The organism is Blastococcus sp. TF02A-35, from assembly GCF_004571075.1.
In the GTDB taxonomy this organism is placed as follows: domain Bacteria; phylum Actinomycetota; class Actinomycetes; order Mycobacteriales; family Geodermatophilaceae; genus Blastococcus.
This window is the reverse complement of sequence record NZ_SPQP01000023.1, coordinates 19,920-46,593: the sequence shown is the minus strand read 5'-3', so window position 1 is coordinate 46,593 and position 26,674 is coordinate 19,920. Positions and strand designations below refer to the sequence as shown.

The 26,674-nt window shown below is 70.5% G+C and carries 21 protein-coding genes; 1 reads left to right on the top strand and 20 read right to left on the bottom strand.

Annotation, left to right across the window (positions count from 1 at the left end; genetic code table 11):
* Positions 1-33: 33 nt before the first annotated feature.
* The 8 genes from rplW to rpsL all read right to left on the bottom strand — a co-directional run bounded on the left by rplW (position 34) and on the right by rpsL (position 6,540).
* Positions 34-336 carry a 50S ribosomal protein L23 gene (gene rplW, locus E4P43_RS12315; protein ID WP_135145761.1) on the bottom strand — a complete coding sequence of 101 codons (303 nt, stop codon included), beginning with the start codon at positions 334-336 and terminating at the stop codon, positions 34-36.
* Positions 333-1,112 carry a 50S ribosomal protein L4 gene (gene rplD / locus E4P43_RS12310; RefSeq protein WP_135145760.1) on the bottom strand — a complete coding sequence of 260 codons (780 nt, stop codon included), beginning with the start codon at positions 1,110-1,112 and terminating at the stop codon, positions 333-335. Before rplD ends, rplW begins: the two co-directional genes overlap by 4 nt.
* Positions 1,109-1,774 carry a 50S ribosomal protein L3 gene (gene rplC, locus E4P43_RS12305; RefSeq protein ID WP_135145759.1) on the bottom strand — a complete coding sequence of 222 codons (666 nt, stop codon included), beginning with the start codon at positions 1,772-1,774 and terminating at the stop codon, positions 1,109-1,111. Before rplC ends, rplD begins: the two co-directional genes overlap by 4 nt.
* Positions 1,775-1,789: 15 nt before the next feature.
* Positions 1,790-2,095, bottom strand: a complete 306-nt coding sequence (rpsJ, locus tag E4P43_RS12300; protein WP_014377994.1) for a 30S ribosomal protein S10 — start codon at positions 2,093-2,095, stop codon at positions 1,790-1,792.
* 129 nt (positions 2,096-2,224) lie between these two features.
* Positions 2,225-3,418, bottom strand: coding sequence for an elongation factor Tu (gene tuf / locus E4P43_RS12295; protein WP_135145758.1), 1,194 nt, complete (start codon positions 3,416-3,418; stop codon positions 2,225-2,227).
* A 90-nt stretch (positions 3,419-3,508) separates the two neighbouring features.
* Positions 3,509-5,608 (bottom strand): elongation factor G, encoded by a 2,100-nt coding sequence (fusA, locus tag E4P43_RS12290; protein ID WP_135145757.1) that lies wholly within the window; start codon positions 5,606-5,608, stop codon positions 3,509-3,511.
* Positions 5,609-5,695: 87 nt separating this feature from the next.
* Positions 5,696-6,166 (bottom strand): 30S ribosomal protein S7, encoded by a 471-nt coding sequence (gene rpsG, locus E4P43_RS12285; RefSeq protein WP_135145756.1) that lies wholly within the window; start codon positions 6,164-6,166, stop codon positions 5,696-5,698.
* Positions 6,166-6,540 carry a 30S ribosomal protein S12 gene (rpsL, locus tag E4P43_RS12280; RefSeq protein WP_012950487.1) on the bottom strand — a complete coding sequence of 125 codons (375 nt, stop codon included), beginning with the start codon at positions 6,538-6,540 and terminating at the stop codon, positions 6,166-6,168. Before rpsL ends, rpsG begins: the two co-directional genes overlap by 1 nt.
* 533 nt (positions 6,541-7,073) lie before the next feature.
* On the opposite strand from rpsL, the gene E4P43_RS12275 reads away from it, so the two are divergent.
* A complete protein-coding gene (locus E4P43_RS12275; RefSeq protein WP_135145755.1) occupies positions 7,074-8,114 on the top strand; it encodes an LLM class F420-dependent oxidoreductase in 1,041 nt (346 codons plus the stop codon).
* A gap of 56 nt (positions 8,115-8,170) precedes the next feature.
* Here E4P43_RS12275 and E4P43_RS12270 read toward each other — a convergent pair whose 3' ends face one another.
* From E4P43_RS12270 to E4P43_RS12215, 12 genes are all read right to left on the bottom strand, one after another.
* Positions 8,171-8,488: a hypothetical protein gene (locus tag E4P43_RS12270; protein WP_135145754.1), complete on the bottom strand. Its 318-nt coding sequence runs from the start codon at positions 8,486-8,488 to the stop codon at positions 8,171-8,173.
* A 418-nt stretch (positions 8,489-8,906) separates the two neighbouring features.
* Positions 8,907-12,812 carry a DNA-directed RNA polymerase subunit beta' gene (locus tag E4P43_RS12265; RefSeq protein WP_135145753.1) on the bottom strand — a complete coding sequence of 1,302 codons (3,906 nt, stop codon included), beginning with the start codon at positions 12,810-12,812 and terminating at the stop codon, positions 8,907-8,909.
* A 90-nt stretch (positions 12,813-12,902) separates the two neighbouring features.
* Complete coding sequence (rpoB, locus tag E4P43_RS12260; protein ID WP_135145784.1) at positions 12,903-16,295, bottom strand: DNA-directed RNA polymerase subunit beta; 3,393 nt, start codon at positions 16,293-16,295, stop codon at positions 12,903-12,905.
* A 531-nt stretch (positions 16,296-16,826) separates the two neighbouring features.
* Positions 16,827-17,687, bottom strand: a complete 861-nt coding sequence (locus E4P43_RS12255) for a hypothetical protein (protein WP_135145752.1) — start codon at positions 17,685-17,687, stop codon at positions 16,827-16,829.
* Positions 17,688-17,693: 6 nt separating this feature from the next.
* A complete protein-coding gene (locus E4P43_RS12250) occupies positions 17,694-18,410 on the bottom strand; it encodes a hypothetical protein (protein ID WP_135145751.1) in 717 nt (238 codons plus the stop codon).
* Between the two features lie 87 nt (positions 18,411-18,497).
* A complete protein-coding gene (locus E4P43_RS12245; protein ID WP_135145750.1) occupies positions 18,498-19,766 on the bottom strand; it encodes an MlaD family protein in 1,269 nt (422 codons plus the stop codon).
* Positions 19,763-21,028 (bottom strand): MCE family protein, encoded by a 1,266-nt coding sequence (locus tag E4P43_RS12240; RefSeq protein WP_135145749.1) that lies wholly within the window; start codon positions 21,026-21,028, stop codon positions 19,763-19,765. The genes E4P43_RS12245 and E4P43_RS12240 overlap by 4 nt, the downstream gene beginning before the upstream one ends.
* Entirely contained in the window at positions 21,025-22,293 is a 1,269-nt protein-coding gene (locus tag E4P43_RS12235) for an MCE family protein (protein ID WP_135145748.1), read from the bottom strand. Before E4P43_RS12235 ends, E4P43_RS12240 begins: the two co-directional genes overlap by 4 nt.
* Positions 22,293-23,321: an MCE family protein gene (locus tag E4P43_RS12230; RefSeq protein WP_135145783.1), complete on the bottom strand. Its 1,029-nt coding sequence runs from the start codon at positions 23,319-23,321 to the stop codon at positions 22,293-22,295. Before E4P43_RS12230 ends, E4P43_RS12235 begins: the two co-directional genes overlap by 1 nt.
* Positions 23,321-24,388: an MlaD family protein gene (locus E4P43_RS12225; protein WP_135145747.1), complete on the bottom strand. Its 1,068-nt coding sequence runs from the start codon at positions 24,386-24,388 to the stop codon at positions 23,321-23,323. The genes E4P43_RS12230 and E4P43_RS12225 overlap by 1 nt, the downstream gene beginning before the upstream one ends.
* A 58-nt stretch (positions 24,389-24,446) precedes the next feature.
* Positions 24,447-25,832: an MCE family protein gene (locus E4P43_RS12220; RefSeq protein WP_135145746.1), complete on the bottom strand. Its 1,386-nt coding sequence runs from the start codon at positions 25,830-25,832 to the stop codon at positions 24,447-24,449.
* A gap of 7 nt (positions 25,833-25,839) precedes the next feature.
* Positions 25,840-26,634, bottom strand: coding sequence for an ABC transporter permease (locus E4P43_RS12215; RefSeq protein ID WP_209313855.1), 795 nt, complete (start codon positions 26,632-26,634; stop codon positions 25,840-25,842).
* Positions 26,635-26,674 lie beyond the last annotated feature (40 nt).

Below are 26,674 nucleotides of genomic sequence, written 5' to 3'. Positions count from 1 at the left end.
CCGGGGTGATGGGGTGGGCTGGAGTGCCCGCCGTCAGGCGCCCGGGCCCCCGAAGATCTCGATGCGGTCGCCCGCGGCCAGCGACACGATGGCGCGCTTGGTGTCCTTGCGCTTGCCCATCTGTGCGCCCCGGCTGCGCTTGCGCTTGCCCTGGCGGTTGATCGTGTTCACGCCGAGGACCTTCACGTTGAAGATCTGCTCGACCGCGATCTTGATCTGCGTCTTGTTGGCCTCGGGCAGCACGATGAACGTGTACTGGTTGCTGTCCAGCAGCCCGTAGCTCTTCTCGGAGATGACCGGGGCGAGCAGGACGTCCCGGGGGTCGCGGACGCTCATGCCTTCTCCTCGGTGGTCTCTTCGACGGTGCCCTCGCCGGCGGCGGGGGCGATGGACGGGATGCCACCGGAGATCTCCGAGGTGGCCAGGTCGGGCAGCTCGGCGCCGGAGCGCTTGCCCTTCGCCGGCCCGGCGACGAACTCGGCCAGCGCGGCCTCGGTGAAGATGACCTCGTCGGACACCAGCACGTCGTAGGTGTTCAGCTGGCCGGCCTCGATCAGGTGGACCTCGGGCACGTTGCGCAGGCTGACCCAGTTCAGCACGTCGTCCCGGTCGAGCACGATGAGCACGCGCTTGGCCTGGGTGACGGCGTTCAGGGTCGCCAGGGCGGCCTTGGTCTTCGGCGCGTCGCCGTCGACGAACGCGGAGACCACGTGCACCCGGCCCTCGCGGGCCCGGTCGGAGAGGGCACCGCGCAGGGCGGCGGCCTTCATCTTCTTCGGGGTCTTCTGCGTGTAGTCGCGCGGCTGCGGGCCGTGGACGGTGCCACCGCCGGCGAACTGCGGCGCACGGGTCGAGCCCTGGCGGGCGCGGCCGGTGCCCTTCTGGCGGTACGGCTTCGCGCCACCACCGCTGACCTGGCCACGCGTCTTCGTCGCGTGGGTGCCCTGGCGGGCGGCGGCCAGCTGGGCCACGACCACCTGGTGCATCAGGGAGACGTTCGCGTTGGCGTCGAAGAGCTCACCGGGCAGCGTGACGCTGCCGGAGGTCTCCCCCGCCGGGGTGCGGACGTCGACCTGGCGGTCGGTGCGCGTCTCGTTGGTGGACGTCGTCACTTGGTGTCACTCCCCACGGGGCCACCCCTGACGGCCGAGCGGACGAGCACGAGGCCGCCCTTCGGGCCGGGGATGGCGCCCTTGATCAGCAGGAGACCGCGCTCGGCGTCCACCTTGTGGACGTTCAGCGACAGGGTCGTGGTCTTCACCGCGCCCATGCGGCCCGCCATGCGCAGGCCCTTGAAGACGCGGCCCGGGGTGGACGCGCCACCGATGGAGCCGGGAGACCGGTGCTTGCGCTGGGTGCCGTGCGCCGCGCCGAGGCCCTTGAAGCCGTGACGCTTCATGACACCGGCGGTGCCCTTGCCCTTGCTGGTGCCGATGACGTCGACCTTGGCCACGCCGTCGAACACGTCGGCGGTCAGCTCCTGGCCGACCGTGTAGGTGCCGGCGTCCTTCGTGCGCAGCTCCACCAGGTGGCGCCGCGGCGTGACGCCCGCCTTGGTGAAGTGCCCACCCTCGGGCTTGTTCACCTTGCGCGGGTCGATCTCACCGAACCCGAGCTGGACGGCGGAGTAGCCGTCGACCTCGGGGGTGCGCACCTGGGTCACCACACACGGGCCCGCCTTGACGACGGTCACCGGCACGAGGCGGTTGTTCTCGTCGAAAACCTGGGTCATCCCCAGCTTCTCGCCGAGGAGACCACGAAATGTGCTCGCCATGTCTGCTGACTGCCCTTACTGGATGTTCACGTCGACCGAGGCCGGCAGGTCGATGCGCATGAGCGCGTCGACCGTCTTCGGCGTCGGGTCGAGGATGTCGATGAGCCGCTTGTGCGTGCGCATCTCGAAGTGCTCGAACGAGTCCTTGTACTTGTGCGGCGAACGGATCACCGCGTACACGTTCTTCTCCGTCGGCAGAGGCACCGGGCCGACCACACGCGCTCCGGTCTTGGTGACCGTCTCCACGATGCGCCGCGCCGAGGCGTCGATCGCCTCGTGGTCATAGGCCTTCAGCCGGATGCGGATCTTCTGTCCCGCCATCGCTGTCTTCTGCTCCTGCCGATCGGTTGTGAAAGTTCGAGTGGGTCTGCTGACCGGGGGTGGGGCGGGTGCGATCCCGCCCCGGTGACGGGCGGCGGCCGGCTCACGGCCGCCGCCCGTCAGGGGGTGTTACTTGAGGATCTTGGTGACCCGGCCGGCGCCGACGGTACGGCCACCCTCACGGATGGCGAACCGCAGGCCCTCCTCCATGGCGATGGGCTGGATGAGCTCCACCGTCATCTCGGTGTTGTCGCCGGGCATGACCATCTCGGTGCCCGCGGGCAGGGTCACGACGCCGGTGACGTCCGTCGTCCGGAAGTAGAACTGGGGACGGTAGTTGTTGAAGAACGGCGTGTGACGGCCACCCTCGTCCTTCGAGAGGATGTAGACCGAGCCCTCGAAGTTGACGTGCGGGGTGATCGAGCCGGGCTTCACGACGACCTGGCCGCGCTCCACGTCCTCGCGCTTGATGCCGCGGAGGAGCAGACCCACGTTGTCGCCGGCCTGGCCCTGGTCGAGCAGCTTGCGGAACATCTCGACGCCGGTGACGGTCGTCTTCGTCGAACCCTCGCGGATACCGACGATCTCGATCTCCTCGGAGACCTTGACGATGCCACGCTCGACGCGGCCGGTGACGACCGTGCCACGACCGGTGATCGTGAAGACGTCCTCGACGGGCATGAGGAACGGCTTGTCGATCTCGCGCTCCGGCTCGGGGATCGCGGTGTCGACGGCGTTCATCAGCTCCATGAGCTTGTCGCCCCACTCGGCGTCGCCCTCGAGAGCCTTGAGCGCCGAGACGCGGACCACGGGGACGTCGTCGCCCGGGAACTCGTACTCGCTGAGGAGCTCGCGGACCTCCAGCTCGACGAGCTCGAGGATCTCCTCGTCGTCGACCATGTCGGCCTTGTTGAGCGCCACGACGATGTAGGGGACGCCGACCTGGCGGGCCAGGAGGACGTGCTCCTTGGTCTGCGGCATCGGGCCGTCGGTGGCGGCGACCACCAGGATCGCGCCGTCCATCTGGGCGGCACCGGTGATCATGTTCTTGATGTAGTCGGCGTGCCCGGGGCAGTCGACGTGCGCGTAGTGACGGTTCTCCGTCTGGTACTCGACGTGCGCGATCGAGATCGTGATGCCGCGGGCCTTCTCCTCGGGCGCCTTGTCGATCTGGTCGAAGGCGGACGCCTCGTTGAGGTCCGGGTACTTGTCGTGCAGGACCTTGGTGATCGCCGCGGTCAGCGTCGTCTTGCCGTGGTCGATGTGCCCGATGGTGCCGATGTTGACGTGCGGCTTGGTCCGCTCGAACTTGGCCTTGGCCACTGGGTTCCTCTCCTCGTGGTTACGCAGGTGGTGCGTGCTCTGGGGTGGGCTGTGCTCGCAGGAGCGCGGGCCGGCCGGCCCGCATTCCGGTTACTCGCCGGTCGCCTTGGCGATGATCTCCTTGGCGACGTTGGCCGGGACCTCGGCGTACGAGTCGAACACCATGGAGTAGCTCGCCCGTCCCTGGGTGCGGCTGCGCAGGTCGCCCACGTAGCCGAACATCTCCGACAGCGGCACCAGGGCCCGGACGACGCGGGCGCCGGAGCGCTCCTCCATCGCCTGGATGATCCCGCGGCGGGAGTTGAGGTCGCCGATGACGTCGCCCATGTTCTCCTCGGGCGTGGTCACCTCGACCGCCATCAGCGGCTCGAGCAGGGCCGGGCTGGCCTTGCGCGCCGCCTCCTTGAAGGCGATCGATCCGGCGATCTTGAAGGCCATCTCCGAGGAGTCGACCTCGTGGTACTGGCCGTCGAGCAGGGTGGCCTTGACGCCGACCATCGGGTACCCAGCCAGGACGCCGTACTGCATGGCGTCCTGCATGCCGGCGTCGACCGAGGGGATGTACTCCTTCGGGACGCGGCCACCGGTGACCTTGTTCTCGAACTCGTAGGTCGCCGAGTCGGCGCTCATCTCCAGCGGCTCGATCGCGATCTGGACCTTCGCGAACTGGCCGGAGCCACCCGTCTGCTTCTTGTGGGTGTAGTCGTAGCGCTCGACGGCCTTGCGGATCGTCTCGCGGTAGGCGACCTGCGGCTTGCCGACGTTGGCCTCGACGTTGAACTCGCGGCGCATGCGGTCCACCAGGATCTCCAGGTGGAGCTCGCCCATGCCGGAGATGACGGTCTGGCCGGTCTCCTCGTCCAGGCGGACCTGGAAGGTCGGGTCCTCCTCGGCGAGCTTCTGGATCGCGGTGCCCAGCTTCTCCTGGTCGCTCTTGGTCTTCGGCTCGATGGCCACCGAGATGACCGGCGCCGGGAAGGTCATCGACTCCAGGATGACGGGCTTCTGCGGGTCGCAGAGGGTGTCACCGGTGGTGGTCTGCTTCAGGCCGTTGACCGCCACGATCTGACCGGCACCCACGCCCTCGCGCTCCTCGCGCTTGTTGGCGTGCATCTGGTAGATCTTGCCGATCCGCTCCTTGCGGTCCTTGGTGCTGTTCAGCACCGGGGAGCCGGCGTCGAGGCGACCGGAGTACACGCGGACGTAGGTCAGCTTGCCCAGGTGCTGGTCGGTCTGGATCTTGAACGCCAGGGCCGAGAAGGGCTCGGACTCGTCGGCGTGCCGCAGGACCTCGGTCTCGCCGTCGAGGGCGGTGCCCACGATGGCCTCGATGTCCAGCGGGCTGGGCAGGTAGTCCGTGACGGCGTCGAGCAGGGGCTGGATGCCCTTGTTCTTGAACGCGGTGCCGGTGAGGACCGGGTTGATCTGCGCGGCGATGGTCGCCTTGCGGATCGCGGCCTTCAGGCGCTCGACGGAGATCTCCTCGCCACCGAGGTAGGACTCCATGAGCTCGTCGTCGGTCTCGGCGACGGTCTCGAGCAGCTTCTCCCGGTACTCGGCCGCCTGGTCGGCGAGCTCGGCCGGGATCTCCTCGATCGCGTAGTCCTCGCCCATCTTGGTCTCGCCGCGCCAGGTGAGGGCGCGCATCTGGACCAGGTCGACGACACCGAGGAAGTCGGCCTCGGCACCGATCGGCAGCTGCAGGACGGCGGGGTTGGCGCCGAGGCGCTCCACCATCATGTCGACGCAGCGGAAGAAGTCGGCACCGGTGCGGTCGAGCTTGTTGACGAAGCACATGCGGGGGACGCCGTACTTCTCGGCCTGCCGCCAGACCTGCTCGGTCTGCGGCTCGACACCGGCGACACCGTCGTAGACCGCGACCGCACCGTCGAGCACGCGGAGCGAGCGCTCCACCTCGACGGTGAAGTCGACGTGCCCGGGGGTGTCGATGATGTTGATGTCGTAGCCGTTCCAGGAGCACTTCGTCGCGGCGGACGTGATGGTGATGCCGCGCTCCTGCTCCTGCTCCATCCAGTCCATCGTGGCCGCGCCGTCGTGGACCTCACCGATCTTGTACGTGATACCGGTGTAGAAGAGGATGCGCTCGGTCGTGGTGGTCTTGCCGGCGTCGATGTGCGCCATGATCCCGATGTTGCGGGTCTTGGCGAGCTGGGCCTGTGAGTCGGCCATTCCCTTACTCCTCTTTGTTCTGGTCCGCGTACGGGTCCCGGGGTTCGCCCGGGGTGCCCGCCGGCCGCGGGCGCTGGTGGACGGATGTCACCAGCGGTAGTGCGCGAAGGCCTTGTTCGACTCGGCCATCTTGTGCGTGTCCTCGCGCCGCTTCACGGCGGCACCCAGACCGTTGCTCGCGTCGAGCAGCTCGTTCATCAGGCGCTCGGTCATCGTCTTCTCGCGACGGGCCCGGCTGTACTGGATCAGCCAGCGCAGACCGAGGGTCGTGCTGCGGGAGGCGCGGACCTCGACCGGGACCTGGTAGGTCGCGCCACCGACACGGCGGCTGCGGACCTCGAGGGCCGGCTTCACGTTGTCCAGCGCGCGCTTGAGGGTGACGACCGGGTCGGTGTCGCTCTTGGCGCGACAGCCCTCGAGGGCGCCGTACACGATCGCCTCGGCGACCGAGCGCTTGCCGTCGACGAGCACCTTGTTCACCAGCTGGGTCACCAGCGGCGACTGGTACACCGGGTCGGCGACGAGCGGACGCTTCGGGGCGGGGCCCTTGCGAGGCATTAGCTCTTCTCCTTCTTCGCGCCGTAGCGGCTACGAGCCTGCTTGCGGTTGCGGACACCCTGGGTGTCCAGCGAGCCGCGGATGATCTTGTAGCGCACACCCGGGAGGTCCTTCACACGACCACCGCGCACGAGCACCATCGAGTGCTCCTGCAGGTTGTGGCCGACGCCCGGGATGTAGGCGGTCACCTCGATGCCACTGGTGAGGCGGACGCGAGCGACCTTGCGCAGCGCCGAGTTCGGCTTCTTCGGCGTCGTCGTGTAGACGCGCGTGCAGACTCCGCGACGCTGGGGCGAACCCTTCAGCGCCGGAGTCTTGGTCTTCTCGACCTTGTCCTCGCGGCCCTTGCGGACCAGCTGGTTGATCGTGGGCATGGGTGGCCTGGATCTCCTACCTGCGCTGGGGTGGTGCTGTCCGGTATTTCCCGACTGCTCGTTGCTCTGCTGGGTGCCGCTTCCCGCGAGGGAACCTTCCCGATCCCGGCCGTGTTCCACCTCCGGTCCACGCGGTCGGGCGTGTCGCCCTTCCCGGGACCGGTCCGATGAAGGACCGAACTCGGTTGCCCCTCGCGACTCGGCGCCGCCACCCTCCGGTCACCGCCTCGGGAGGCGGTCCGGCGGGCGGTCCCCGGCGACCAGGAGGCTTGGCCTCTGGTCACCCAGGCGCACCGCGAACGGGAGCAGGCCCAGGGCACCCTGGGCACGGCTGACCACGATACCCGTGCCCTCGGAGCCGGTCAAAGCCGGGTCCCTCACACTCGTCGACAGGTCGACCTGGGACCGCATCGGGTCCACGCACGGTACCCCCGGCCGGCGCCGGGCGGCAGCTCCCCCGCTCCCCCGCGTGCCGCCGCCCGATAGCGTGCGGGCGGCGCCAACCGTGGTGCCGGGAGACGAAGGAGTGCACGGTGCGCATCGGCATCCAGGCCAGCTACAGCGGCGGCTTCCAGGAGACGGCGGCGGAGATCCGCGACCTCGAGCAGGCCGGCCTCGACGTCGCCGCCGTGGCCGAGGTCTACACCTTCGACGCGGTGAGCCAGCTGGGCTACCTCGCGGCGGTGACCGAGCGGGTCGAGCTGCTCAGCGCCATCTTCCCGATCTACAGCCGCACGCCCGCGCTCACCGCCATGACGGCCGCCGGCCTGGACTTCGTCTCCGGCGGGCGGTTCACCCTGGGGCTGGGCGCCTCGGGGCCCCAGGTCGTCGAGGGCTGGCACGGCGTTCCCTACGACGCCCCGCTGCAGCGCACCCGCGAGGTCGTGGAGATCTGCCGCCAGGTGTGGCGCCGGGAGCGCCTGGACCACCAGGGCAAGAAGTACACGGTGCCGCTGCCGGCCGACCAGGGCACCGGCCTGGGCAAGCCGCTCAAGCTGATCAACACCCCCGTGCGCGAGCGCGTGCCGGTCATGCTGGCCGCGCTGGGCCCGAAGAACGTCGAGCTGGCGGCGGAGATCGCCGAGGCGTGGGAGCCGATCTTCTTCTACCCGGAGAAGGCCGCCTCGGTCTGGGGCGACTCCCTGGCCGCCGGGAAGGCCAAGCGCCCCCCGGAGCTGGGCGACCTGCAGATCGTCACCGGTGTCCCGGTGGCCATCGGCGACGACGTCGAGCCGCTGCTGGAGCTCGTCCGCCCGGCGCTGGCCCTCTACATCGGTGGCATGGGTGCCCGCGGCAAGAACTTCTACAACGACCTCGCCGTCCGGTACGGCTACGAGGCGGAGGCGAAGACCATCCAGGACCTCTACCTGGACGGCAGGAAGGACGAGGCCGCGGCCGCCGTCCCCCTCGAGCTGGTGCGGGCGTCCTCGCTCATCGGCCCCGAGGGCTACGTGGCCGAGCGGATCGCCGCGTTCCGCGAGGCCGGCGTCACCACGCTGATGCTGCAGCCGCTGGACGGCACCCGCGAGGGCCGTCTGCGCACGGTGGAGACGATGAAGCGCCTCGCCGGCTGACCCGGCCCCACCCCCACGGAGGGCCCCGACGACCCGGTCGGCGGGGCCCTTCGTCGTCAGCCCGGCAACCGCCCGGCCCCCGCCGCGGCCAGGTCCGCGTCGGGGTCCCGCCCCAGCGCGGCAGCCAGCCCCCTCACCGCCTCCGTGCGGCGCGGGGAGCCGAGGCCGCCGGGGAGCTGCACCCCTGGCCTGCCGAGGCCTGCTGACGTCGACTCCCGGGTGAGCAGGGCCGCGTAGGCGCCCTGCGGGGAGGCCAGCTGCGCCAGCAGCGGCAGACCGGTGCGGAGCAGCACCTCGGCGGCGTCCCGGACCAGCACGTCGAGGTTCCCGCCGTCCGGGTCCACCGCCCAGACGTCCGGCCGGTCCTCCCCCACCTCCCGGCCCAGGGATGGAAGGCCCCAGGCTGCTGCACGCCCTTGCCGAGCTGCACGACGAAGGTGCACTGGTGGTAGCCCGGGCGCGGCCCGGCCACGGGCGGCTCCTCGCAGGCGGGGTGCCGGACCCCGGCGAAGACGCCGAACGAGAACGACGTGGCACCCACCCCCACGTGCAGGCCACCCCCGAGGCCCTGGAAGTCCACGACCTCGACGACGTCCCCGGTGCGGCGCCACGCCTTGCGCCCGGTGAAGTCGTCGAACCCGGCGGCCGCGAGCTGCGGGCGCACCAGGCGCCGGATGGCGCGCGTGACGTCGGCGTTCCCTGCGCTCACGACCGGCACCCTAGGCGGCGGACGCGGAAGGGCCCCCAGGTCGTCCGACCTGGGGGCCCTTTCGTCACTGCGTGGCTAGGGGATCAGCCCCGCCAGTCGTACTCCTCGAGACGCACGGCCTCGCCGGTGCCCTGACCGAAGACGTCCGGGCTGTAGTACTGCCCGTCGTCGTAGCCGGCCATGGTGTAGACGGCGGCCCGCGCCTCCTCGGTCGGCTCGACCGTGATGTTCCGGTAGCGGCTGATGCCCGTACCCGCCGGGATCAGCTTGCCGATGATCACGTTCTCCTTGAGGCCGAGCAGGCTGTCGCTCTTGCCCTGGATCGCGGCGTCGGTGAGCACCTTGGTCGTCTCCTGGAAGGAGGCGGCCGACAGCCACGACTCGGTCGCGAGCGAGGCCTTGGTGATGCCCATGAGGACCGGACGGGCCGAGGCCGGCTCGCCGCCCTCGGCGACGACGCGGCGGTTCTCGGTCTCGAACAGCGTCCGCTCGACCAGCGCACCCGGCAGGAACTCGGTGGCGCCCGAGTCGATGATGGTCACCCGCTTCAGCATCTGGCGGATGATCACCTCGATGTGCTTGTCGTGGATCGACACACCCTGCGAGCGGTAGACCTCCTGGACCTCGCGGACCAGGTGGAGCTGCACCTCGCGGGGGCCCATGATCCGCAGCACCTCGTGCGGGTCCACAGCACCCTCGGTGAGCTGCTCGCCGACCTCGACGTGCGCACCGTCCTCGACCCGGAGCCGCGAGCGACGCGACAGCTTGTCGTAGACGACCTCGTCGGAGCCGTCGTCCGGGGTGATGGTGAGCTTGCGGAACTGCTCGCCGTCCTCGATCCGGACCGTGCCGGCCAGCTCGGCGATCGGGGCCTTGCCCTTGGGGACGCGGGCCTCGAAGAGCTCCACCACACGCGGCAGACCGTGGGTGATGTCCTCACCCGCGACACCGCCGGTGTGGAAGGTGCGCATCGTCAGCTGGGTGCCGGGCTCACCGATCGACTGGGCGGCGATGATGCCGACCGCCTCGCCGACGTCCACGAGCTTGCCGGTCGCGAGCGACCGGCCGTAGCAGGTGGCGCAGGTGCCGAGCAGGGACTCGCAGGTCAGGACGCACCGGACCTTGACCTCGGCCACGCCGGCGTCGATCAGGGTCTGGATCAGCACGTCGCCCAGGTCGGCGTTCGCGGGGGCGATCACCGTCCCGTCCTCGGCCACCACGTCGGCGGAGAGGGCGCGGGCGTAGACGCTGGTCTCGACGTGCGCGTCACGCGTCACCACACCGTCGACGACGGTGCCGATCGGCATGATCACGCCGCGGTCGGTGCCGCAGTCCTCCTCGCGGATGATGACGTCCTGCGAGACGTCCACCAGACGACGGGTGAGGTACCCGGAGTCGGCGGTCCGCAGCGCGGTGTCGGCCAGACCCTTGCGGGCACCGTGCGTGGAGATGAAGTACTCCAGCACGGACAGACCCTCCCGGAAGTTGGCCTTGATCGGCCGCGGGATGATCTCGCCCTTCGGGTTGGCGACCAGACCGCGCATACCGGCGATCTGGCTGATCTGCATCATGTTGCCTCGGGCGCCCGAGTTGACCATGACCCAGACCGGGTTGGTGGTCGGGAAGTTGTCCACCATCGCCTGGCTGACCTCGGCCCGCGCGCGGGTCCAGATCTCGATCAGCTCGCCACGACGCTCGGCGTCGGTGATGACGCCGCGCTCGTACTGCTTCTCGATCTTGGCGGCCTCGGCCTCGTGCCGGTCGAGGATCTCGCGCTTGACCGGCGGCGTGACGACGTCGTCGATCGCGATCGTGACGCCCGAGCGGGTCGCCCAGCGGAAGCCGGCTGCCTTGAGGGCGTCCAGCGTCGCCGCCACCTGCACCTTGGGGTAGCGCTCGGCGAGGTCGTTGACGATCGCCCCGAGCTCCTTCTTCGGCACCTGGTAGTTGACGAAGCGGTAGTCCTCGGGCAGCGCCTCGTTGAACAGGACCCGGCCCAGGCTCGTCTCGACGATCGCGGGACGGCCCGGGGTCCAGTCCTCGGGCTGCACCCACGCGTCGTTGACCTTGCCGTTGTCGACGCCGAACACCTCGTCGAGGCGGATCAGCGCGCGCTCCTGCAGGCCCAGGGCACCCATGTCGAAGGCCATGAGGGCCTCGGCCGCCGAGGCGAACGCCGCGGGCTTGCCACCGTCGGCCTCGTGCCGCGAGGGCACCAGGGTCGTCAGGTGGTACAGGCCCAGCACCATGTCCTGGGTCGGCGCGGTGATCGGGCGACCGTCGGCCGGCGACAGGATGTTGTTCGACGACAGCATCAGGATCCGGGCCTCGGCCTGCGCCTCGGCCGACAGCGGCAGGTGCACCGCCATCTGGTCACCGTCGAAGTCCGCGTTGAACGCGGTGCAGACGAGCGGGTGGATCTGGATGGCCTTGCCCTCGACCAGCTGCGGCTCGAAGGCCTGGATGCCCAGGCGGTGCAGCGTCGGCGCACGGTTCAGCAGCACCGGGTGCTCGGTGATGACCTCTTCCAGCACGTCCCAGACCACGGGGCGGGCGCGCTCGACCATCCGCTTGGCGGACTTGATGTTCTGCGCGTGGTTGAGGTCGACCAGCCGCTTCATGACGAAGGGCTTGAAGAGCTCCAGGGCCATCTGCTTGGGCAGACCGCACTGGTGCAGCTTCAGCTGCGGGCCGACGACGATGACCGAACGGCCGGAGTAGTCGACGCGCTTGCCGAGCAGGTTCTGGCGGAACCGGCCCTGCTTGCCCTTGAGCAGGTCGCTCAGGGACTTCAGGGGGCGGTTGCCCGGGCCGGTGACCGGACGGCCGCGGCGGCCGTTGTCGAACAGCGCGTCCACGGACTCCTGGAGCATCCGCTTCTCGTTGTTGACGATGATCTCGGGGGCGCCGAGGTCCAGCAGCCGCTTCAGCCGGTTGTTCCGGTTGATCACGCGCCGGTACAGGTCGTTCATGTCGCTGGTCGCGAAGCGGCCACCGTCGAGCTGCACCATCGGGCGCAGGTCCGGCGGGATGACCGGGACGCAGTCCAGCACCATGCCCATGGGCGAGTTGCGGGTCTGCTGGAACGCCGCGACGACCTTCAGCCGCTTGAGGGCACGCAGCTTGCGCTGGCCCTTGCCGCTGCGGATGGTCTCGCGCAGCGAGGCGGCCTCGGCGTCGAGGTCGAAGCCGGCGAGCAGCTTCTGCAGCGCCGCGGCACCCATGCCGCCCTCGAAGTACTCACCGAAGCGGTCGCGCAGCTCGCGGTAGAGGCTCTCGTCGGCGATGAGCTGCTTGACCTCGAGCTTGCGGAAGGTGTCCATCACCTCGTCGAGGCGGTCGATCTCCCGCTGCGAGCGGTCACGCAGCTGGCGCATCTCGCGCTCGCCGCCCTCGCGCACCTTGCGGCGCACGTCGGACTTGGCACCCTCGGCCTCGAGCTCGGCCAGGTCGGCCTCGAGCTTCTGCTGACGGGCCTCGACGTTGGCGTCGCGCTGCCCCTCGAGGTTCGACTTCTCGGCGCTGATCTCGGCCTCGATCGTCGGGAGGTCGCGGTGGCGCGCCTCGTCGTCGACCGAGGTGATCATGTAGGCCGCGAAGTAGATGATCTTCTCGAGGTCCTTGGGCGCCAGGTCGAGCAGGTAGCCCAGGCGCGACGGGACACCCTTGAAGAACCAGATGTGGGTGACCGGCGCGGCCAGCTCGATGTGGCCCATCCGCTCGCGACGCACCTTGGCGCGAGTGACCTCGACGCCGCAGCGCTCGCAGATGATGCCCTTGAAGCGGACCCGCTTGTACTTACCGCAGTAGCACTCCCAGTCCCGGGTGGGACCGAAGATCTTCTCGCAGAAGAGACCGTCCTTCTCCGGACGCAGGGTCCGGTAGTTGATGGTCTCGGGCTTCTTCACCTCACCGTGGCTCCACTGGCGGATGTCGTCGCCGGTGGCCAGCCCGATGCGCAGTTCGTCGAAGAAGTTGACGTCGAGCAAGGTGACCCCTTTCAGGGGCTAGTTCTTCGCTTCTATGTCTGTGGTGTGGTGGCCGGCCGGCCCCTGTGCTCGGGGCCGGCCGGCGGACGATCAGACGTCCTCGACGGACGACGGCTCGCGACGCGACAGGTCGATGCCCAGCTCCTCCGCGGCGCGGAAGACCTCGTCGTCGGTGTCCCGCAGCTCGATGGCCTGCCCGTCACCGGACAGCACCTCGACGTTGAGGCACAGGGACTGCAGCTCCTTGAGGAGCACCTTGAACGACTCCGGGATGCCCGGCTCGGGGATGTTCTCGCCCTTGACGATGGCCTCGTACACCTTGACGCGGCCGAGGATGTCGTCGGACTTGATGGTGAGCAGCTCCTGCAGCGCGTAGGCCGCGCCGTAGGCCTGCATCGCCCAGCACTCCATCTCGCCGAAGCGCTGGCCACCGAACTGCGCCTTACCACCCAGCGGCTGCTGCGTGATCATCGAGTACGGGCCGGTCGAACGGGCGTGGATCTTGTCGTCGACCAGGTGCAGCAGCTTCAGGATGTAGACGTAGCCCACCGAGATCGGCTCGGGGAAGGGCTCCCCGGAGCGGCCGTCGAACAGCCGCGCCTTGCCGGTCTCCTGGACCATCCGGTTGCCGTCGCGGTTCGGGATCGTCGAGCCCAGCAGGCCGATGATCTCGTCCTCCTTGGCGCCGTCGAAGACCGGCGTCGCGGTCCGGGTGCCCGGAGCGGCGGCCTTGGCGGCCTCGGGCAGGTTCTTCGCCCAGTCCGGGTCGCCGTTGACCTCCCAGCCCTGCTTGGCGATCCACCCGAGGTGGGTCTCCAGCACCTGGCCGACGTTCATGCGGCCGGGCACACCCAGCGGGTTGAGGACGATGTCCACCGGGGTGCCGTCCTCGAGGAACGGCATGTCCTCCTGCGGCAGGATCTTCGAGATGACGCCCTTGTTGCCGTGGCGCCCGGCGAGCTTGTCGCCGTCGGAGATCTTGCGCATCTGGGCGACGTAGACCCGGATCAGCTCGTTGACGCCTGCGGGCAGCTCGTCGCCGTCCTCGCGCGAGAACACGCGGACGCCGATGACCTTGCCGGACTCGCCGTGCTTGACCTTGAGCGACGTGTCGCGGACCTCGCGGGCCTTCTCGCCGAAGATCGCGCGCAGCAGCCGCTCCTCGGGGGTCAGCTCGGTCTCGCCCTTCGGCGTCACCTTGCCGACGAGGATGTCGCCGGGGACGACCTCGGCACCGATGCGGATGATGCCGCGCTCGTCGAGGTCGGCCAGCACGTCCTCGGAGACGTTCGGGATGTCCCGGGTGATCTCCTCGGCGCCCAGCTTGGTGTCGCGGGCGTCGACCTCGAACTCCTCGATGTGGATCGAGGACAGGACGTCGTCCTGCACGAGGCGCTGCGACAGGATGATCGCGTCCTCGTAGTTGTGGCCCTCCCACGGCATGAAGGCGACGAGCAGGTTCTTGCCCAGCGCCATCTCGCCCTGGTCGGTGCAGGGGCCGTCGGCGATGACCTGACCGACCTCGACCCGCTGGCCCTCGTGGACCACGGGCGTCTGGTTGATCGAGGTGCCCTGGTTCGAGCGGCGGAACTTCAGCAGCCGGTAGGTCTGCCGGGTCCCGTCGTCGGCCATGACGGTCACGTAGTCGGCGGTCGAGTCCTCGACCACACCGGCCTTCTCGGCCACGACCACGTCACCGGCGTCGACCGCGGCACGCAGCTCCATGCCGGTGCCGACCAGCGGGGCCTCGCTGCGCAGCAGCGGCACCGCCTGACGCTGCATGTTGGCGCCCATGAGCGCGCGGTTGGCGTCGTCGTGCTCGAGGAAGGGGATCATCGCCGTCGCGACCGAGGTCATCTGCCGCGGCGAGACGTCCATGTAGTCCACGTTCTCGGGGGCGAGGTAGTCGACCTCACCGCCCTTGGTGCGGACCAGGACGCGCTCCTCGGCGAGGCGGCCCTGCGCGTCGAGCGGGCTGTTGGCCTGCGCGACGACGAAGCGGTCCTCCTCGTCGGCGGTCAGGTAGTCGATCTGCGAGGTGACCTGGCCGTTCTCGACCCGCCGGTACGGCGTCTCGATGAAGCCGAAGGCGTTGACCCGGCCGAACGAGGACAGCGAGCCGATCAGGCCGATGTTCGGGCCTTCCGGCGTCTCGATCGGGCACATGCGGCCGTAGTGGCTCGGGTGGACGTCGCGGACCTCCATGCCGGCCCGCTCACGGGACAGACCGCCGGGGCCCAGCGCCGAGAGGCGGCGCTTGTGGGTCAGGCCCGCGAGGGGGTTGGTCTGGTCCATGAACTGGGACAGCTGGCTGGTGCCGAAGAACTCCTTGATGGAGGCGACGACCGGCCGGATGTTGATCAGGGTCTGCGGCGTGATCGCCTCGACGTCCTGGGTCGTCATCCGCTCGCGGACCACGCGCTCCATGCGGGAGAGGCCGACCCGGATCTGGTTCTGGATCAGCTCGCCGACGGTGCGCAGGCGGCGGTTGCCGAAGTGGTCGATGTCGTCGACGCCGTGGTCGGGCTCGCCGGCGTGGAGACGCACGACGTACTCGATGGTGGCGACGATGTCGTCCTCGGTCAGCGTGCTGGTGGCCTGCGGGACCTCGACGCCCAGCTTCTTGTTGACCTTGTACCGGCCGACCTTGGCCAGGTCGTAGCGCTTGGCGTTGAAGAACAGGTTCTCCAGCAGCGCCTGCGCCGACTCACGCGTCGGCGGCTCGCCCGGCCGCAGCTTGCGGTAGATGTCGAGCAGCGCCTCGTCCTGCCCGGCGATGTGGTCCTTCTCCAGCGTGGCCAGGATGGTGGGCGACCACTGGAAGTGCTCGCGGATCCGGTCCTCGGTCCAGCCCAGGGCCTTGAGGAGCACGGTCACCGGCTGGCGGCGCTTGCGGTCGATGCGGACACCGACGGTGTCGCGCTTGTCGACGTCGAACTCCAGCCACGCACCGCGGCTGGGGATGACCTTGGCCGAGAAGACGTCCTTGTCCGACGTCTTGTCCAGGGTCTTGTCGAAGTAGACGCCGGGCGAGCGGACGAGCTGCGAGACGACGACGCGCTCGGTCCCGTTGATGACGAACGTGCCCTTGTTCGTCATGATCGGGAAGTCGCCCATGAACACCGTCTGCGACTTGATCTCGCCGGTGGTGTTGTTCATGAACTCGGCGGTGACGAACAGCGGCGCCGCGTAGGTCATGTCCTTGTCCTTGCACTCCTCGAGGGACGCCTTGACGTCCTCGAAGCGCGGGTTGGAGAAGGACAGCGACATCGAGCCGCTGAAGTCCTCGATCGGGGAGATCTCCTCGAGGATCTCGGCGAGGCCGCCGACGGCGGTCTCCTGCTCCTCGGGCGCGAGCGTGGCCCGCCACTCGGGGCTGCCGACCAGCCAGTCGAACGACGCGGTCTGCAGCGCGAGCAGATCCGGGACCTCGAGGGGCTCGGAGATCTTGGCGAACGAGACGCGCAGCGGCGCGCCGGGGATCTTCTGCTGGTCGGCCTCGCCGGTGCGGGGGCCGCTCTGGGGGACCGGGGTGGTCCTGGTAGTGCCGGACTCGGTGGTGCCGGGGGTGATGCTGGTGGGGCGAGAGCCTGCCAAGATGCGTCCTTCCAAGGACCTCACGACGTGCCAATGTGAACGGGGCGGGTTCGGCGGTGTCGACTCCGGGTCGTCGTCGGTAATGGCGAGGCTGTCCGCGACGGCCGCGATCGCCCGCTGGACCGGTCAGCGTGGGGATGGCCCGGAGGATTCCCGGGCACCCGTCGTGACCCGTCTCGGCGGGCAGGCAGTCAGAGGGCAGCGCAACAGGAGACCCTACCCCTGCTCCCGAGCCGTGTCCACGTCGGGGGTGCCTGTGCGACAGGGACCACATCCGCAGGACGCTCGGCCTCCCGGGACTCCGGGGCCGGACGGGGTGCGTGCCCCGTCCATGATGCCAGCCGGTGGCGCCGGCGGTGCCCGCCACGCCGGACGGCCGGCGCCGGACCGGCCCCGCGGGCGGTCCGGCGGCCGCCGTCAGCTGGTGGTGAGCAGCGTGACCTCGCTGATCTTCCACTCGCCGTCGACCGTGACCATCCGGAGCTGGATGGTCTGCACGCAGGACTGCGCGCCCTCCGGCGTGGTCGAGCACTCCGACCCCTCGGGCGCGGGCTGCTCCCCGCTGTTGACCGACTTGACCACGTACTGGCCGAAGACGACGAGGGTCGCGGTGTCCTGCGCCTCGTTGATCAGCTGCAGGCCGACGTCGGCGATCTCGTAGCTGGTGGTGGCCGAGACCTGCTCGTAGGTCTCGACGATGCCGCCCTGCGAGAGGTCCTGCTCGTACTGGTCGCGCAGCTCCCCGGTGAGGACGTCGAGCTTGCCCTCGATGCTGCCCTCGGAGTCCTTGTAGTCGTAGGCGTAGAGGGCCTGGACGCCGTCGCGCGCGGCCGCCAGGACCGACCCGTCGACGTAGCGGGGGTCCAGCCGCTGCCACAGCAGCACCCCGACCCCCGCGGCGGCGAGGGCGCACAGCAGCGCCAGCACGAGGACCAGGGCCGAGGCCTTGCGGCGGGCGGCCGGGACGACGGGGTCGCCGGCGGGCCGCGCCGCGGTGGCGGTCCGCGCCGGGCGCCGGGACGCCGTGGCGGCGGGCCGCTCGGTGGTCGGGGGCTGCTCGGTGGTCGGGGGCTGCTCGCTCGCCGCCGGCTGCTCGGCGGTCGTGGGCTGCTGGGCGGTCGCGGGCTGCTGGGCGGTCGCGGGCTGCTGGGCGGCCGTGGCGGCCTCCTCGCGCTCGCGGCGGCTCCCGGCCACGCGGGGGCGCGGGCTGGGCCGCGCGGCGGCGGTGGGCCGGGGGCGCGGGGTGGGGCGGGGGCGCTCGTCAGGTGTCTCGGTCACGCGGGCTCACCCTCCCCGGATGGCGGACAGCAGCCACCGGTCGTCGATCTTCTCGAGCTCGACCTCGATGCGGTACCGCAGCGCCTGGGCCTGCGGGCTGTCCTTGCTCTTCTGCGTGGACTCGATGACGAGCAGGACGGTGGCCTCGTCGCCCTCGGCGCGGGTCACCCCGGCGCCGACCACCTCGGTGCTGACGACGGCCTCGGCGTCGAGGATCTCCTGGCGGCGCTCGTCGAGCTGGGCGACCGACTCCTCGGAGAGCTCGCCGGTCGTCACCTGCTCGATCTGCCGGATGTCGTCGTCGAGGGTCAGGTGGTCGAACGACGTCAGGTCCACGACGTTCGAGCGGGCCGCCTGCAGCACCGGCCCGTACTCCCCCACGGCGATGGGCGACCCCTCGTCACGGGTGAGGAAGAGGAACGTCGCCGCCGCGACCAGCAGCAGGAGCAGGCCGGCCAGGACCGGCACGAGCGGCAGCACCGGCCGGCGGGCGCCCTCGTCGTCGTCCGCGCGCGAGCGGCGGCCACGGCGACGGGCGGGCGTCGCGTCCTCGGGTGCGTCGGCACCCGTGCCGACGGCCGCACCGGTGCCCGTGCCGGCGTCGGGGTCCTCGCCGGTGCCCGTGGGACCGGCGACCGTGGTCACGGCGTCGTCCTCGGCGACGGAGGCGGTGGCACCTGCCTGGTCGCCGTCGTGCGGGCGGCCCCGCGCGTCACTGATCACCCGCGCATCCTCTCCTGTCCGGTCGTGCTGCGGGCACGCGGCGTTCCGCGGTCAGCCCAAGGTGTGGTGCCGGTCGGTCCGGCGGGGTCAGCCGCTGGTGCGGGCGAACGGGCTGGCGTGCAGCAGCCGCCCGAGCAGCTCGTCCAGCCCGGCCAGCGCCGGCGGCTGGCCGACCGCGCCGCTCTGCGGCCCGGTGCTGCCCACCCCGCCGCTGCGGCCGATGTTCTGCTCACCACGGATGTTGGAGCCCTGCTCGTCCACGTCGTCGCCCGGGTTGGGGTCGACGCCGTTGACGACGTCGCAGCGGACGGCGTCGACGTCCAGCGCCTGCACCGCGCCCGGGCTCGGCACCTGGCCGGTGGAGACGTAGCCGCTCGTGCACGCGTGCGGGTCGTTGGCGTTCAGGACGAAGCCGAAGTGGGCGCGCATGACACCGCCGTCGTTGCGGACGACGGTGAAGCCACCGGAGACCACGTCGGGGTAGGTGACGAGCAGCTGCTCGACGCCGTCCAGGCGCGGGATGGTCACGCCGTTGAGCACGTCCAGGTTGCGGATCAGCGACCCCAGCCCGGGCCCGGCCTCGGTGACCAGGCGGGTGAGCGCGTCGCCGGCGTCCGGGGCGTTGACGACGAGGCTGCGCAGGTCGGGGTCGCTCTGCACCAGGGTGTCGGTCACCAGCCGCAGGTCGGCGGCCCACTGGCGGATCGCCGTGCGGCTGTCGATCTGCGTCTGCAGGACGGTCTGGCCGTCGGTGATGAGGTCCAGCGTCTGCGGCAGGGACTCCTGGGCCCGGGCGAGCAGCAGGTTCCCGTTGTCGATCAGCCGCCCGAGGTCGTCCCCGGAGCCGGCGAAGGCCTGCCCCAGCTCGTCGACGACGATCCGCAGGTTCTCCTTGTCGATGGAGTTCGCCAGCCGGTCGACGTTGAGCAGCAGCTGCTCCACCGGGATCGGGATGGACGTCCGCTCCTGGGGGATGACCGCGCCGTCCTCCAGGTAGGGGCCCTCGTCGTCGTCGGGCTCGAGGATGACGTACTGCTCCCCCACCGCGCTGCGGGTGGCGACCAGCGCCGTGGTGTCGGCGGGGATCGGCTCGGTGTCCGGGTCGATGGTGAGGGTGACCCGGACGCCGTCGTCGACGAGCTCCATGTCGCTCACCCGGCCGACGGAGACACCGCGGTAGGTGACCTCGGCGTTGACGAAGATGCCGCCGGAGTCGCGGAAGTCGGCTGCCACCTCGTACCCCGTGCCGAGGACGAGCCGGTCCAGGCCGACGTACTTGAACCCGAGGTAGGCCATGCCGAGCACGGCGACGACGGCGAACGCCAGCAGCTGCAGCTTCGTGGTGCGGGTGATCACGGCCGGCCTCCCAGGAAGTCGGGCATCCCGATCGTGCCCGGGTCGACGGGCACCCCCGAGATCGCGTCGTCGGGCAGCCCGAAGCCGAAGCTCTGGGTGGTGGTCGGCTGCTCCTGCTGCTGCGTGGAGCCGTCGGCGGTGCGCTGGTTGCCCGGCGGGGTGCCCGGCACGCCGCACTCCTCGCCGGTGAGGTCCGGCGGCTCGATGATCTCCAGGCCCCCCGTGACGGGGTCGACCACGTAGCGGCAGAGCACCTCGGTGAGGTCGAGGTCCAGGGTCGCGGTCATGTTCGTGAACAGCCCGTAGCCACCGGTCCGCAGGTCCTGCCGGTAGTTCAGCGCCGACAGCGAGCTGGCCGGGAAGGGGTAGGTCAGCAGCAGGTCCAGCGACCCGGCGAGGTCCGGTCCGGCGGCCGCCAGCTGGGTCAGGATCGGCTGGAGCAGCTTGAGGTCCTCGACGGTGTTGGCGCCGGCCTGGTTGATGACCCGCGTGCCGACGTCGCCGAGGCGGGCCAGGCTCTCCAGCATCGACACCAGCAGGTCGCGCTGCTGGTTGATGACGTCGAGGCCGGGGCCGATCGTGTCCAGCGCCGTCTCGATGGTCTGGGTGCGCTCGGCGAGGCTGGAGGCGAGCGCGTTCACGCTGTCCAGCGCCCGGTTGATCTCGGACTTCTGCTCGTCCAGACCGCCGACGAGGGTGTCCAGCTGCTCGAGGGTGTTGCGGATCGCCGACTCGCGGCCCTCCATGGCCTCGCCCAGCTCCCGGGTGATCGTGGTCAGCTGGGTGAGCCCGCCGCCGTTGAGGACCAGGGAGAGCGCACCGAGCAGCTCCTCCACCTCGACGTTGCGGTTCGTGCGCTCCAGACCGATGCGGTCGCCGTCGCCGAGCTCGCCCCGCGGCTGCTCGTTGCCCGGGGCGGCCAGCTCGACGAACTTCTCGCCCAGGAGCGAGGTCTGCTGGATCATCGCGACGGCGTTCTCCGGCAGCTCCACGTCGCCGTTGACCTCGAGCTCCACCACCGCCGTCCAGTCGTCGGCCAGCTCGATGCCGGTCACCCGCCCGACGGGCACGTCGGCCACCCGGACACCGGACTGCGGCACCAGGTCGAGCACGTCGAGGAACTCGACCTCGACCGTGAAGGGCTCGTCGCCCAGGTCCGCCCCGCCGGGCAGGCTGAACGAGTAGGCGCCGCGGAACCCGCAGCCGGTGAGCAGCAGCACGCCGCCGGCCAGGGCCGCGACGCGGGTGAGGGGCCGGGTCATCGCGGACCTCCGACGTTCGGCATGCCGACCAGGGGGCGGCCGGAGGCGCCGGGCGCGGCGCCGCCGTAGAGGGCGGTGAGCAGCTCCTGCAGGTCGGAGATGCCGTTCTCGTTGAAGTCGTCCGGGACCGAGTCGCCGTCGGTGTCCCCGGACAGCAGCCGGGTGCAGATCTGCTCGATCCGCGGCAGCTGGAGGCCCTCGGTGATCGAGTCGATGATCCCGGGGGTCTCGTCCTCGACGTCGGGGACGAGGTCCAGGTCCAGCCGCAGCCGGCCCGTGGCACCGAGGATCTGGCAGACGATGACCTCCGGGCTGGTGGCACCGAGCGAGTTGTCGCGGGTGTCCAGCGTCCCGTAGTCCGGGTTGTAGGCGTGGGCGAGGTTGCCCAGGGCCGCCGGCGCGACGTCCATGATTTCGGCCAGCGCGTCGCGCTGCTGCACCAGGACGAGCGTGATGTCGGCCAGCTTGTCGACGTTCGAGCGCAGCAGGTCGGTGTTGTCCTGCACGAAGCCGGCCACCTGGCCCAGCGCCTGCGACAGCATCTGGATCGCGGCGGCGAGGTCCTCCCGCTCCCCCTCGAGGATGTCGGCGACGGCGGCCATGTTGGTGTTGAACTGGCCCACCTGCGCGTCGATCGTGGCCAGCGCGCTGGTGAAGGTCTGCAGGTTGTCCACGGAGTCGAACAGGCCGTCGCGGTTGTTCGACAGCGTCTCCACCGCCTGGCTGAACCCGGTCAGCGTGCGGTTGAGGTCGTCGCCGGTGCCCTCGAGGTTCGCGGCCCCGACGTCGATCAGGTCCGACAGGGCGCCGTTCTCGTTGACGCCGGTCGGGCCCAGGGCGGCCGACAGCTCGTCGAGCGCCCCGTAGACCGCGTCGAGCTCCACCGGGGTGGCCGTGCGCTCCATCGGCACCTCGGCGCCGTCCTGCATGGTCGGGCCGCCGTCGTAGACCGGGGAGAACTGGACGTACCGGTCGGAGACCAGGGAGGGCGCCAGGACGACGGCGTTCGCGTCGGCCGGGACGTCGTAGTCCTCCTCGAGCAGCATCTCCACGCGCACCCGGTCGCCCTCGGGCGTCACCTCGGTGACCTCACCGACGTCGATGCCCAGGATCCGCACGTCGGAGCCCTGGTACAGGCCGACGGTCTGGTCGAACCACGCGGTGACCCGGTACTGCCCGGCCGGGCGGAGGACCGTCCAGCCCAGCGCACCCACCAGGACCAGCGCCGCGGCGACCGCGACGCCGCGCTGCAGCGAGCCGCTCATCAGTTGCCCTCCGCACAGTCGACCGGGAGACCGACGACGCCCGGCCCGCCGCACACCACGCTGCCGACGACGCCCGGCAGCAGGTTGTCCACGAAGCTGTCGAACCACCGGCCGGTGCCGAGGGTGTTGGTGAAGACCCGGACGAACGGCGCGAAGTTGTCGATCGTCTGCGCCAGGTTGTCGCGGTTGCGGGCCAGGATGTCGGTGACCGTCGACAGCTGCTGCAGCGCCGGCGTCAGCGCCTCGCGGTTGTCGGTCACCAGCCCGGAGAGCTGCGTGGACAGCTCCTGGGTGCTGGTCAGGATCGAGTCGATGAGCGCCCGGCGCTCCTGCACCTCGGTGAGCAGCGTGTTGGAGTCCAGGATCAGCTGGGTGAACTCACCGTTCCGGTCGGCCAGCACCTGGGTGACCGTGCGGGTCGCCGTCAGCAGCTGCTGGAGCTGGGCGTCGCGGGAGGAGATGGTGTCCGACAGCCGGGCCAGCCCCTCCAGCGAGGTCCGCACCTCGTCGGGGGTCTCGGCGAAGGTCTCGGCCAGCACCTCGAAGGAGCTGGCGAGCTGGGCGGTGTCCAGGTCCTCGACGGTGGTCGAGAGGTCGGCGAACGCCTCGACGACGTCGTAGGGCGAGGCGGTCCGCTCCAGCGGGATCTGGTCCTCGGGGTCGAGCTCCTCGGACCCGCGGGGCACCAGGGCCAGGTACTTCGCGCCCAGCACCGTCTCGATCTTGATCGCCGCCTCCGAGCGGTTGCCCACGAAGGCGTCCTCCACCCGGAACTCGACGGTGACGGCACCGTCCTCCAGCGCCAGGCTCTCGACCGTCCCGACCTTGACGCCGGCCACCCGCACCGGGTCGTCGGGCAGCAGGCCGGCCGCCTCGGAGAACTGGGCCTTGTAGACCGTGCCCCCGCCGATCAGCGGCAGCGACTGCGCGTTGAAGGCGAGGAACACCATCGTCGCGATGACCGCCAGGCTGACCGCGCCGACGGTGACCGGGTTCCGGTCGCGGAAGGGCTTGGAGTACCGGGCCATCAGCTGCACCCCCGCTCACCGTTGCGCAGGCCGCCGGTGGGCACCTCGACCTCGGTGTCCCCGCCGTCGGGCCCGGTGACCGGGAGGACGACGTTGCCCGACGCCCCGCACAGGAAGAAGTTGAACCAGCTGCCGTTCACCGCGGTCCGGGTGATCAGGTCGATCTTGGTGGGCGCCAGCTGGAGGAAGTCCTCGACCACGTCGCCGGTCTCGGCCAGGTTGGTGGACAGGTCGCCCAGGGCCCGGATGTCGGCGGCCAGCGGCGCACGGGCGTCGACCAGCAGGTCGGTCGTCGACCGCGCCAGCCCGTCGATGGTCTGCAGCGAGTCGAAGATCGCGTCCCGGTCCCCCGCCAGGCCCGTCACGAACTGCTGCAGGCTCACGATCAGCCCCGACAGCTGCTCGTCGCGGGCGGCCACGCTGCCCAGCACGGTGCTCAGGTTCTCGATCACCTCGCCGATGACGGCGTCCTTGTCGGCCAGGGAGCTGCTGAGCGACGCCACGTGGCCGAGCAGGCTCTCCACGGTCCCGGCCTCGCCCTGGAAGACCTGGATGATCTCGAAGGAGAGGCGGTTCATGTCCGCCGGCGAGAGCGCCTGCAGCAGCGGCTGGAAGCCGCCGAACAGGACGGTGAGGTCCAGCGCGGGCTTGGTCTGGGCCAGCGGGATGAGCGCGTCCTCCTCGAGCGTGCGACCGGACGAGCCGTCGCCCTCCACCAGCGCGATGTAGCGCTGGCCGACGAGGTTGCGGTAGCGGATGGTCGCCTGGACCCCGGCGGGCAGCGGCACGTCGGCGCTCACCTCGAGCTCGACCTCCGCGGTCGGCCGGTCCGTGCGCTCCCCCAGCCCGATGCCGGTCACCTGGCCGACGCGGACGCCGGCGATGCGCACCTCGTCGCCCTCGACCAGCCCGGCGACGTCGGCGAACTCGGCCCGGTAGGTGAGCTGCTCGCCGTAGCCGGCGTTGGTGATGGTGCTGACCAGCACGTAGCTGGCCAGCACGGTCACCAGCCCGAACACCAGGAGCTTGGTGAGCGGGCCGGCCAGCCCGCGCATCGCGCCCTTCACGACGCCACCCCCGCGTCGAAGCCCATGGTCGCCCCCGTCGTCCGCACGCCACGCCCCGTCATCGCAGTGCCACCTGTGTACCTCGGAGCAGCGGCGCCATGACCGACGCCGACAGGTCCGAGACCTTCCCGGGCTCGACGCCGGTCTGGTAGCTCAGGATGTTGCGCACCAGGTCCAGCTCCGCCGTCGACCCGGCGAGGTCGTACGGCAGCGAGTTGCCCGCCGTGGGCGAGCCGGGGTTCGGCTCGCCGGCCCCCTCCGGCGCGTCGTCCGGGTTCCGCCCGCCGATGCAGACCGGGTTCCCCGAGACGGGGTTGTCCACGGAGTCGACGCCGTCCTCCGGCGGGGCCGGGCAGTAGTACTCCCCGCGCTCCGCGGCGGCGATCATCCCGTCGATGTCGCCCAGCCCCTGGCAGTCCGGCCCGCTCTGGTCCAGGTACTCCGGCTGGTCGCCCGGGACGTAGGGGTTCCGCGGCGGCAGGCTGACGACGATGTTCAGGTTCAGCGACGGGTCGCCGTCGGCGCCGAACGCCTCGCTGATCATCGGGTTGAACCGGGTCAGTCCGTTGAGCAGGCACGGGTAGACCGGGGAGTACTCCGCGAAGACGCCGAGCACCGGGCGCGAGGTCTCGGCCAGCGAGATGATGTTGCGCTCGTTGGCCTCGAGGAAGCCGGCGGTCACGTCGCCGGTGCCGGCGCCCACGGTGAACGTGCGGCGGAGCTGCTCCTGCTGGTCGACCAGCGTCGTGCTGGTGACCGCCAGGTTGTCGAGGACCCCGAGCAGGTCCTCGGCGGCGGCGTCGTAGGTGTCGGCGACGTCGGCGATGGCGCTGATGTCGGCCTGGAGCTCCGGCAGCACGGTGTTGATCTGGGTCGTGTACTCCCCCACCGCGGCGAGGTTCTCGCCCAGCTTGTCGCCGCGGCCGCGCAGCGCCTCGGCCACGGCGCCGAGGGTGTAGGAGAGGTCCTCGGGCTTCACGGCCTGCAGCAGCGGCAGCAGGTCGTCGACCACCCGCTGCAGCTCGATGGCGTTCTCGCTGCGGTCCTGGCCGATGACGTCGCCGTCGGCCAGCCGCGCCGAGCCGGGGCTCTCGGGCAGCTCGAGGGAGACGAAGCGCTCGCCGAACAGCGTCTTGGGCAGCAGCCGGGCGGTGACGTCGGCGGGGATCTGCTCGAGGTACTCCGGCCGGATGCCCAGCTCGATGACCGCGCCGTCGACGTCGGCGTCCACGGCTCGCACCTCGCCCACGATCACGCCGCGCACCTTGACGTCGGAGGCCTCCTTCAGCTGGTTGCCCACCGTGTCCGCCCGCAGCGTCACCTCGGCGAAGTCGGTGAACGCCTTCTGGTAGGTCGCCACGGCCAGGCCCAGCAGCAGCGCCAGGACGACCAGGAAGGCCAGTCCCTGCAGCCGCCGACGGACGACCAGTCCCCGCTTGCTCATCTCGCCCTCACCCCGCGATCCGCACGGTCGTCGTGGAGCCCCAGATCGCCAGCGAGAGGAAGAGGTCGATGACCATCACCGCGACGATCGAGAAACGCACGGCCCGGCCCACGGCCAGACCGACACCGGCCGGGCCACCGCCGGCCCGGAAGCCGTAGTAGCAGTGGCTGAGGATGATCACCACCGCGAAGACCAGGACTTTCAGGAACGACCAGAAGATGTCCTGCGGTGGCAGGAACAGGTTGAAGTAGTGGTCGTAGGTGCCGGCCGACTGCCCGTACGCCTGCGTGGTGATCGTCCGGGTCGCGAAGTAGCTGCTCAGCAGGCCCAGCACGTAGAGCGGGACGACGGCGATGAAGCCGGCGACGATGCGCGTGGTCACCAGGAACGGCAGGGACGGCACGCCCATCACCTCGAGGGCGTCGATCTCCTCGTTGATGCGCATCGCGCCGATCTGTGCGGTGAAGCCGCAGCCGACCGTCGCCGAGAGGGCGAGACCGGCGACCAGGGGGGCGATCTCCCGGGTGTTGAAGTACGCCGAGAGGAAGCCGGTGAACGCCGACGTGCCCAGCTGGTCCAGCGCCGCGTAGCCCTGCAGCCCCACCTCGGTGCCGGTGAAGAAGGAGAGGAAGGCGATGACGCCGACGGTGCCGCCGATGACCGCCAGCGCCCCGGAGCCGAAGGTGACCTCCGCCAGCAGCCGGAAGGTCTCCCGCTTGTACCGGCGCAGGGTGCGCGGCACCCAGCCGAGCGCCCGGCCGTAGAAGCTGAGCTGGTCGCCGAGGTCGTCGAGGGTGTCCATCGGACGCCGGTAGACGGTGTTGACCACCTTGCGGGCACCG

Bases quoted from the DNA above. Each gene is read 5' to 3' on its own strand.
- rplW (WP_135145761.1), bottom strand. From the start codon at position 336: ATGAGCGTCCGCGACCCCCGGGACGTCCTGCTCGCCCCGGTCATCTCC.
- rplC (WP_135145759.1), bottom strand. From the start codon at position 1,774: ATGGCGAGCACATTTCGTGGTCTCCTCGGCGAGAAGCTGGGGATGACC.
- rpsJ (WP_014377994.1), bottom strand. From the start codon at position 2,095: ATGGCGGGACAGAAGATCCGCATCCGGCTGAAGGCCTATGACCACGAG.
- fusA (WP_135145757.1), bottom strand. From the start codon at position 5,608: ATGGCCGACTCACAGGCCCAGCTCGCCAAGACCCGCAACATCGGGATC.
- rpsG (WP_135145756.1), bottom strand. From the start codon at position 6,166: ATGCCTCGCAAGGGCCCCGCCCCGAAGCGTCCGCTCGTCGCCGACCCG.
- rpsL (WP_012950487.1), bottom strand. From the start codon at position 6,540: ATGCCCACGATCAACCAGCTGGTCCGCAAGGGCCGCGAGGACAAGGTC.
- E4P43_RS12240 (WP_135145749.1), bottom strand. From the start codon at position 21,028: ATGACCCGGCCCCTCACCCGCGTCGCGGCCCTGGCCGGCGGCGTGCTG.
- E4P43_RS12235 (WP_135145748.1), bottom strand. From the start codon at position 22,293: ATGAGCGGCTCGCTGCAGCGCGGCGTCGCGGTCGCCGCGGCGCTGGTC.
- E4P43_RS12230 (WP_135145783.1), bottom strand. From the start codon at position 23,321: ATGGCCCGGTACTCCAAGCCCTTCCGCGACCGGAACCCGGTCACCGTC.
- E4P43_RS12220 (WP_135145746.1), bottom strand. From the start codon at position 25,832: ATGAGCAAGCGGGGACTGGTCGTCCGTCGGCGGCTGCAGGGACTGGCC.
- E4P43_RS12215 (WP_209313855.1), bottom strand. From the start codon at position 26,634: ATGGACACCCTCGACGACCTCGGCGACCAGCTCAGCTTCTACGGCCGG.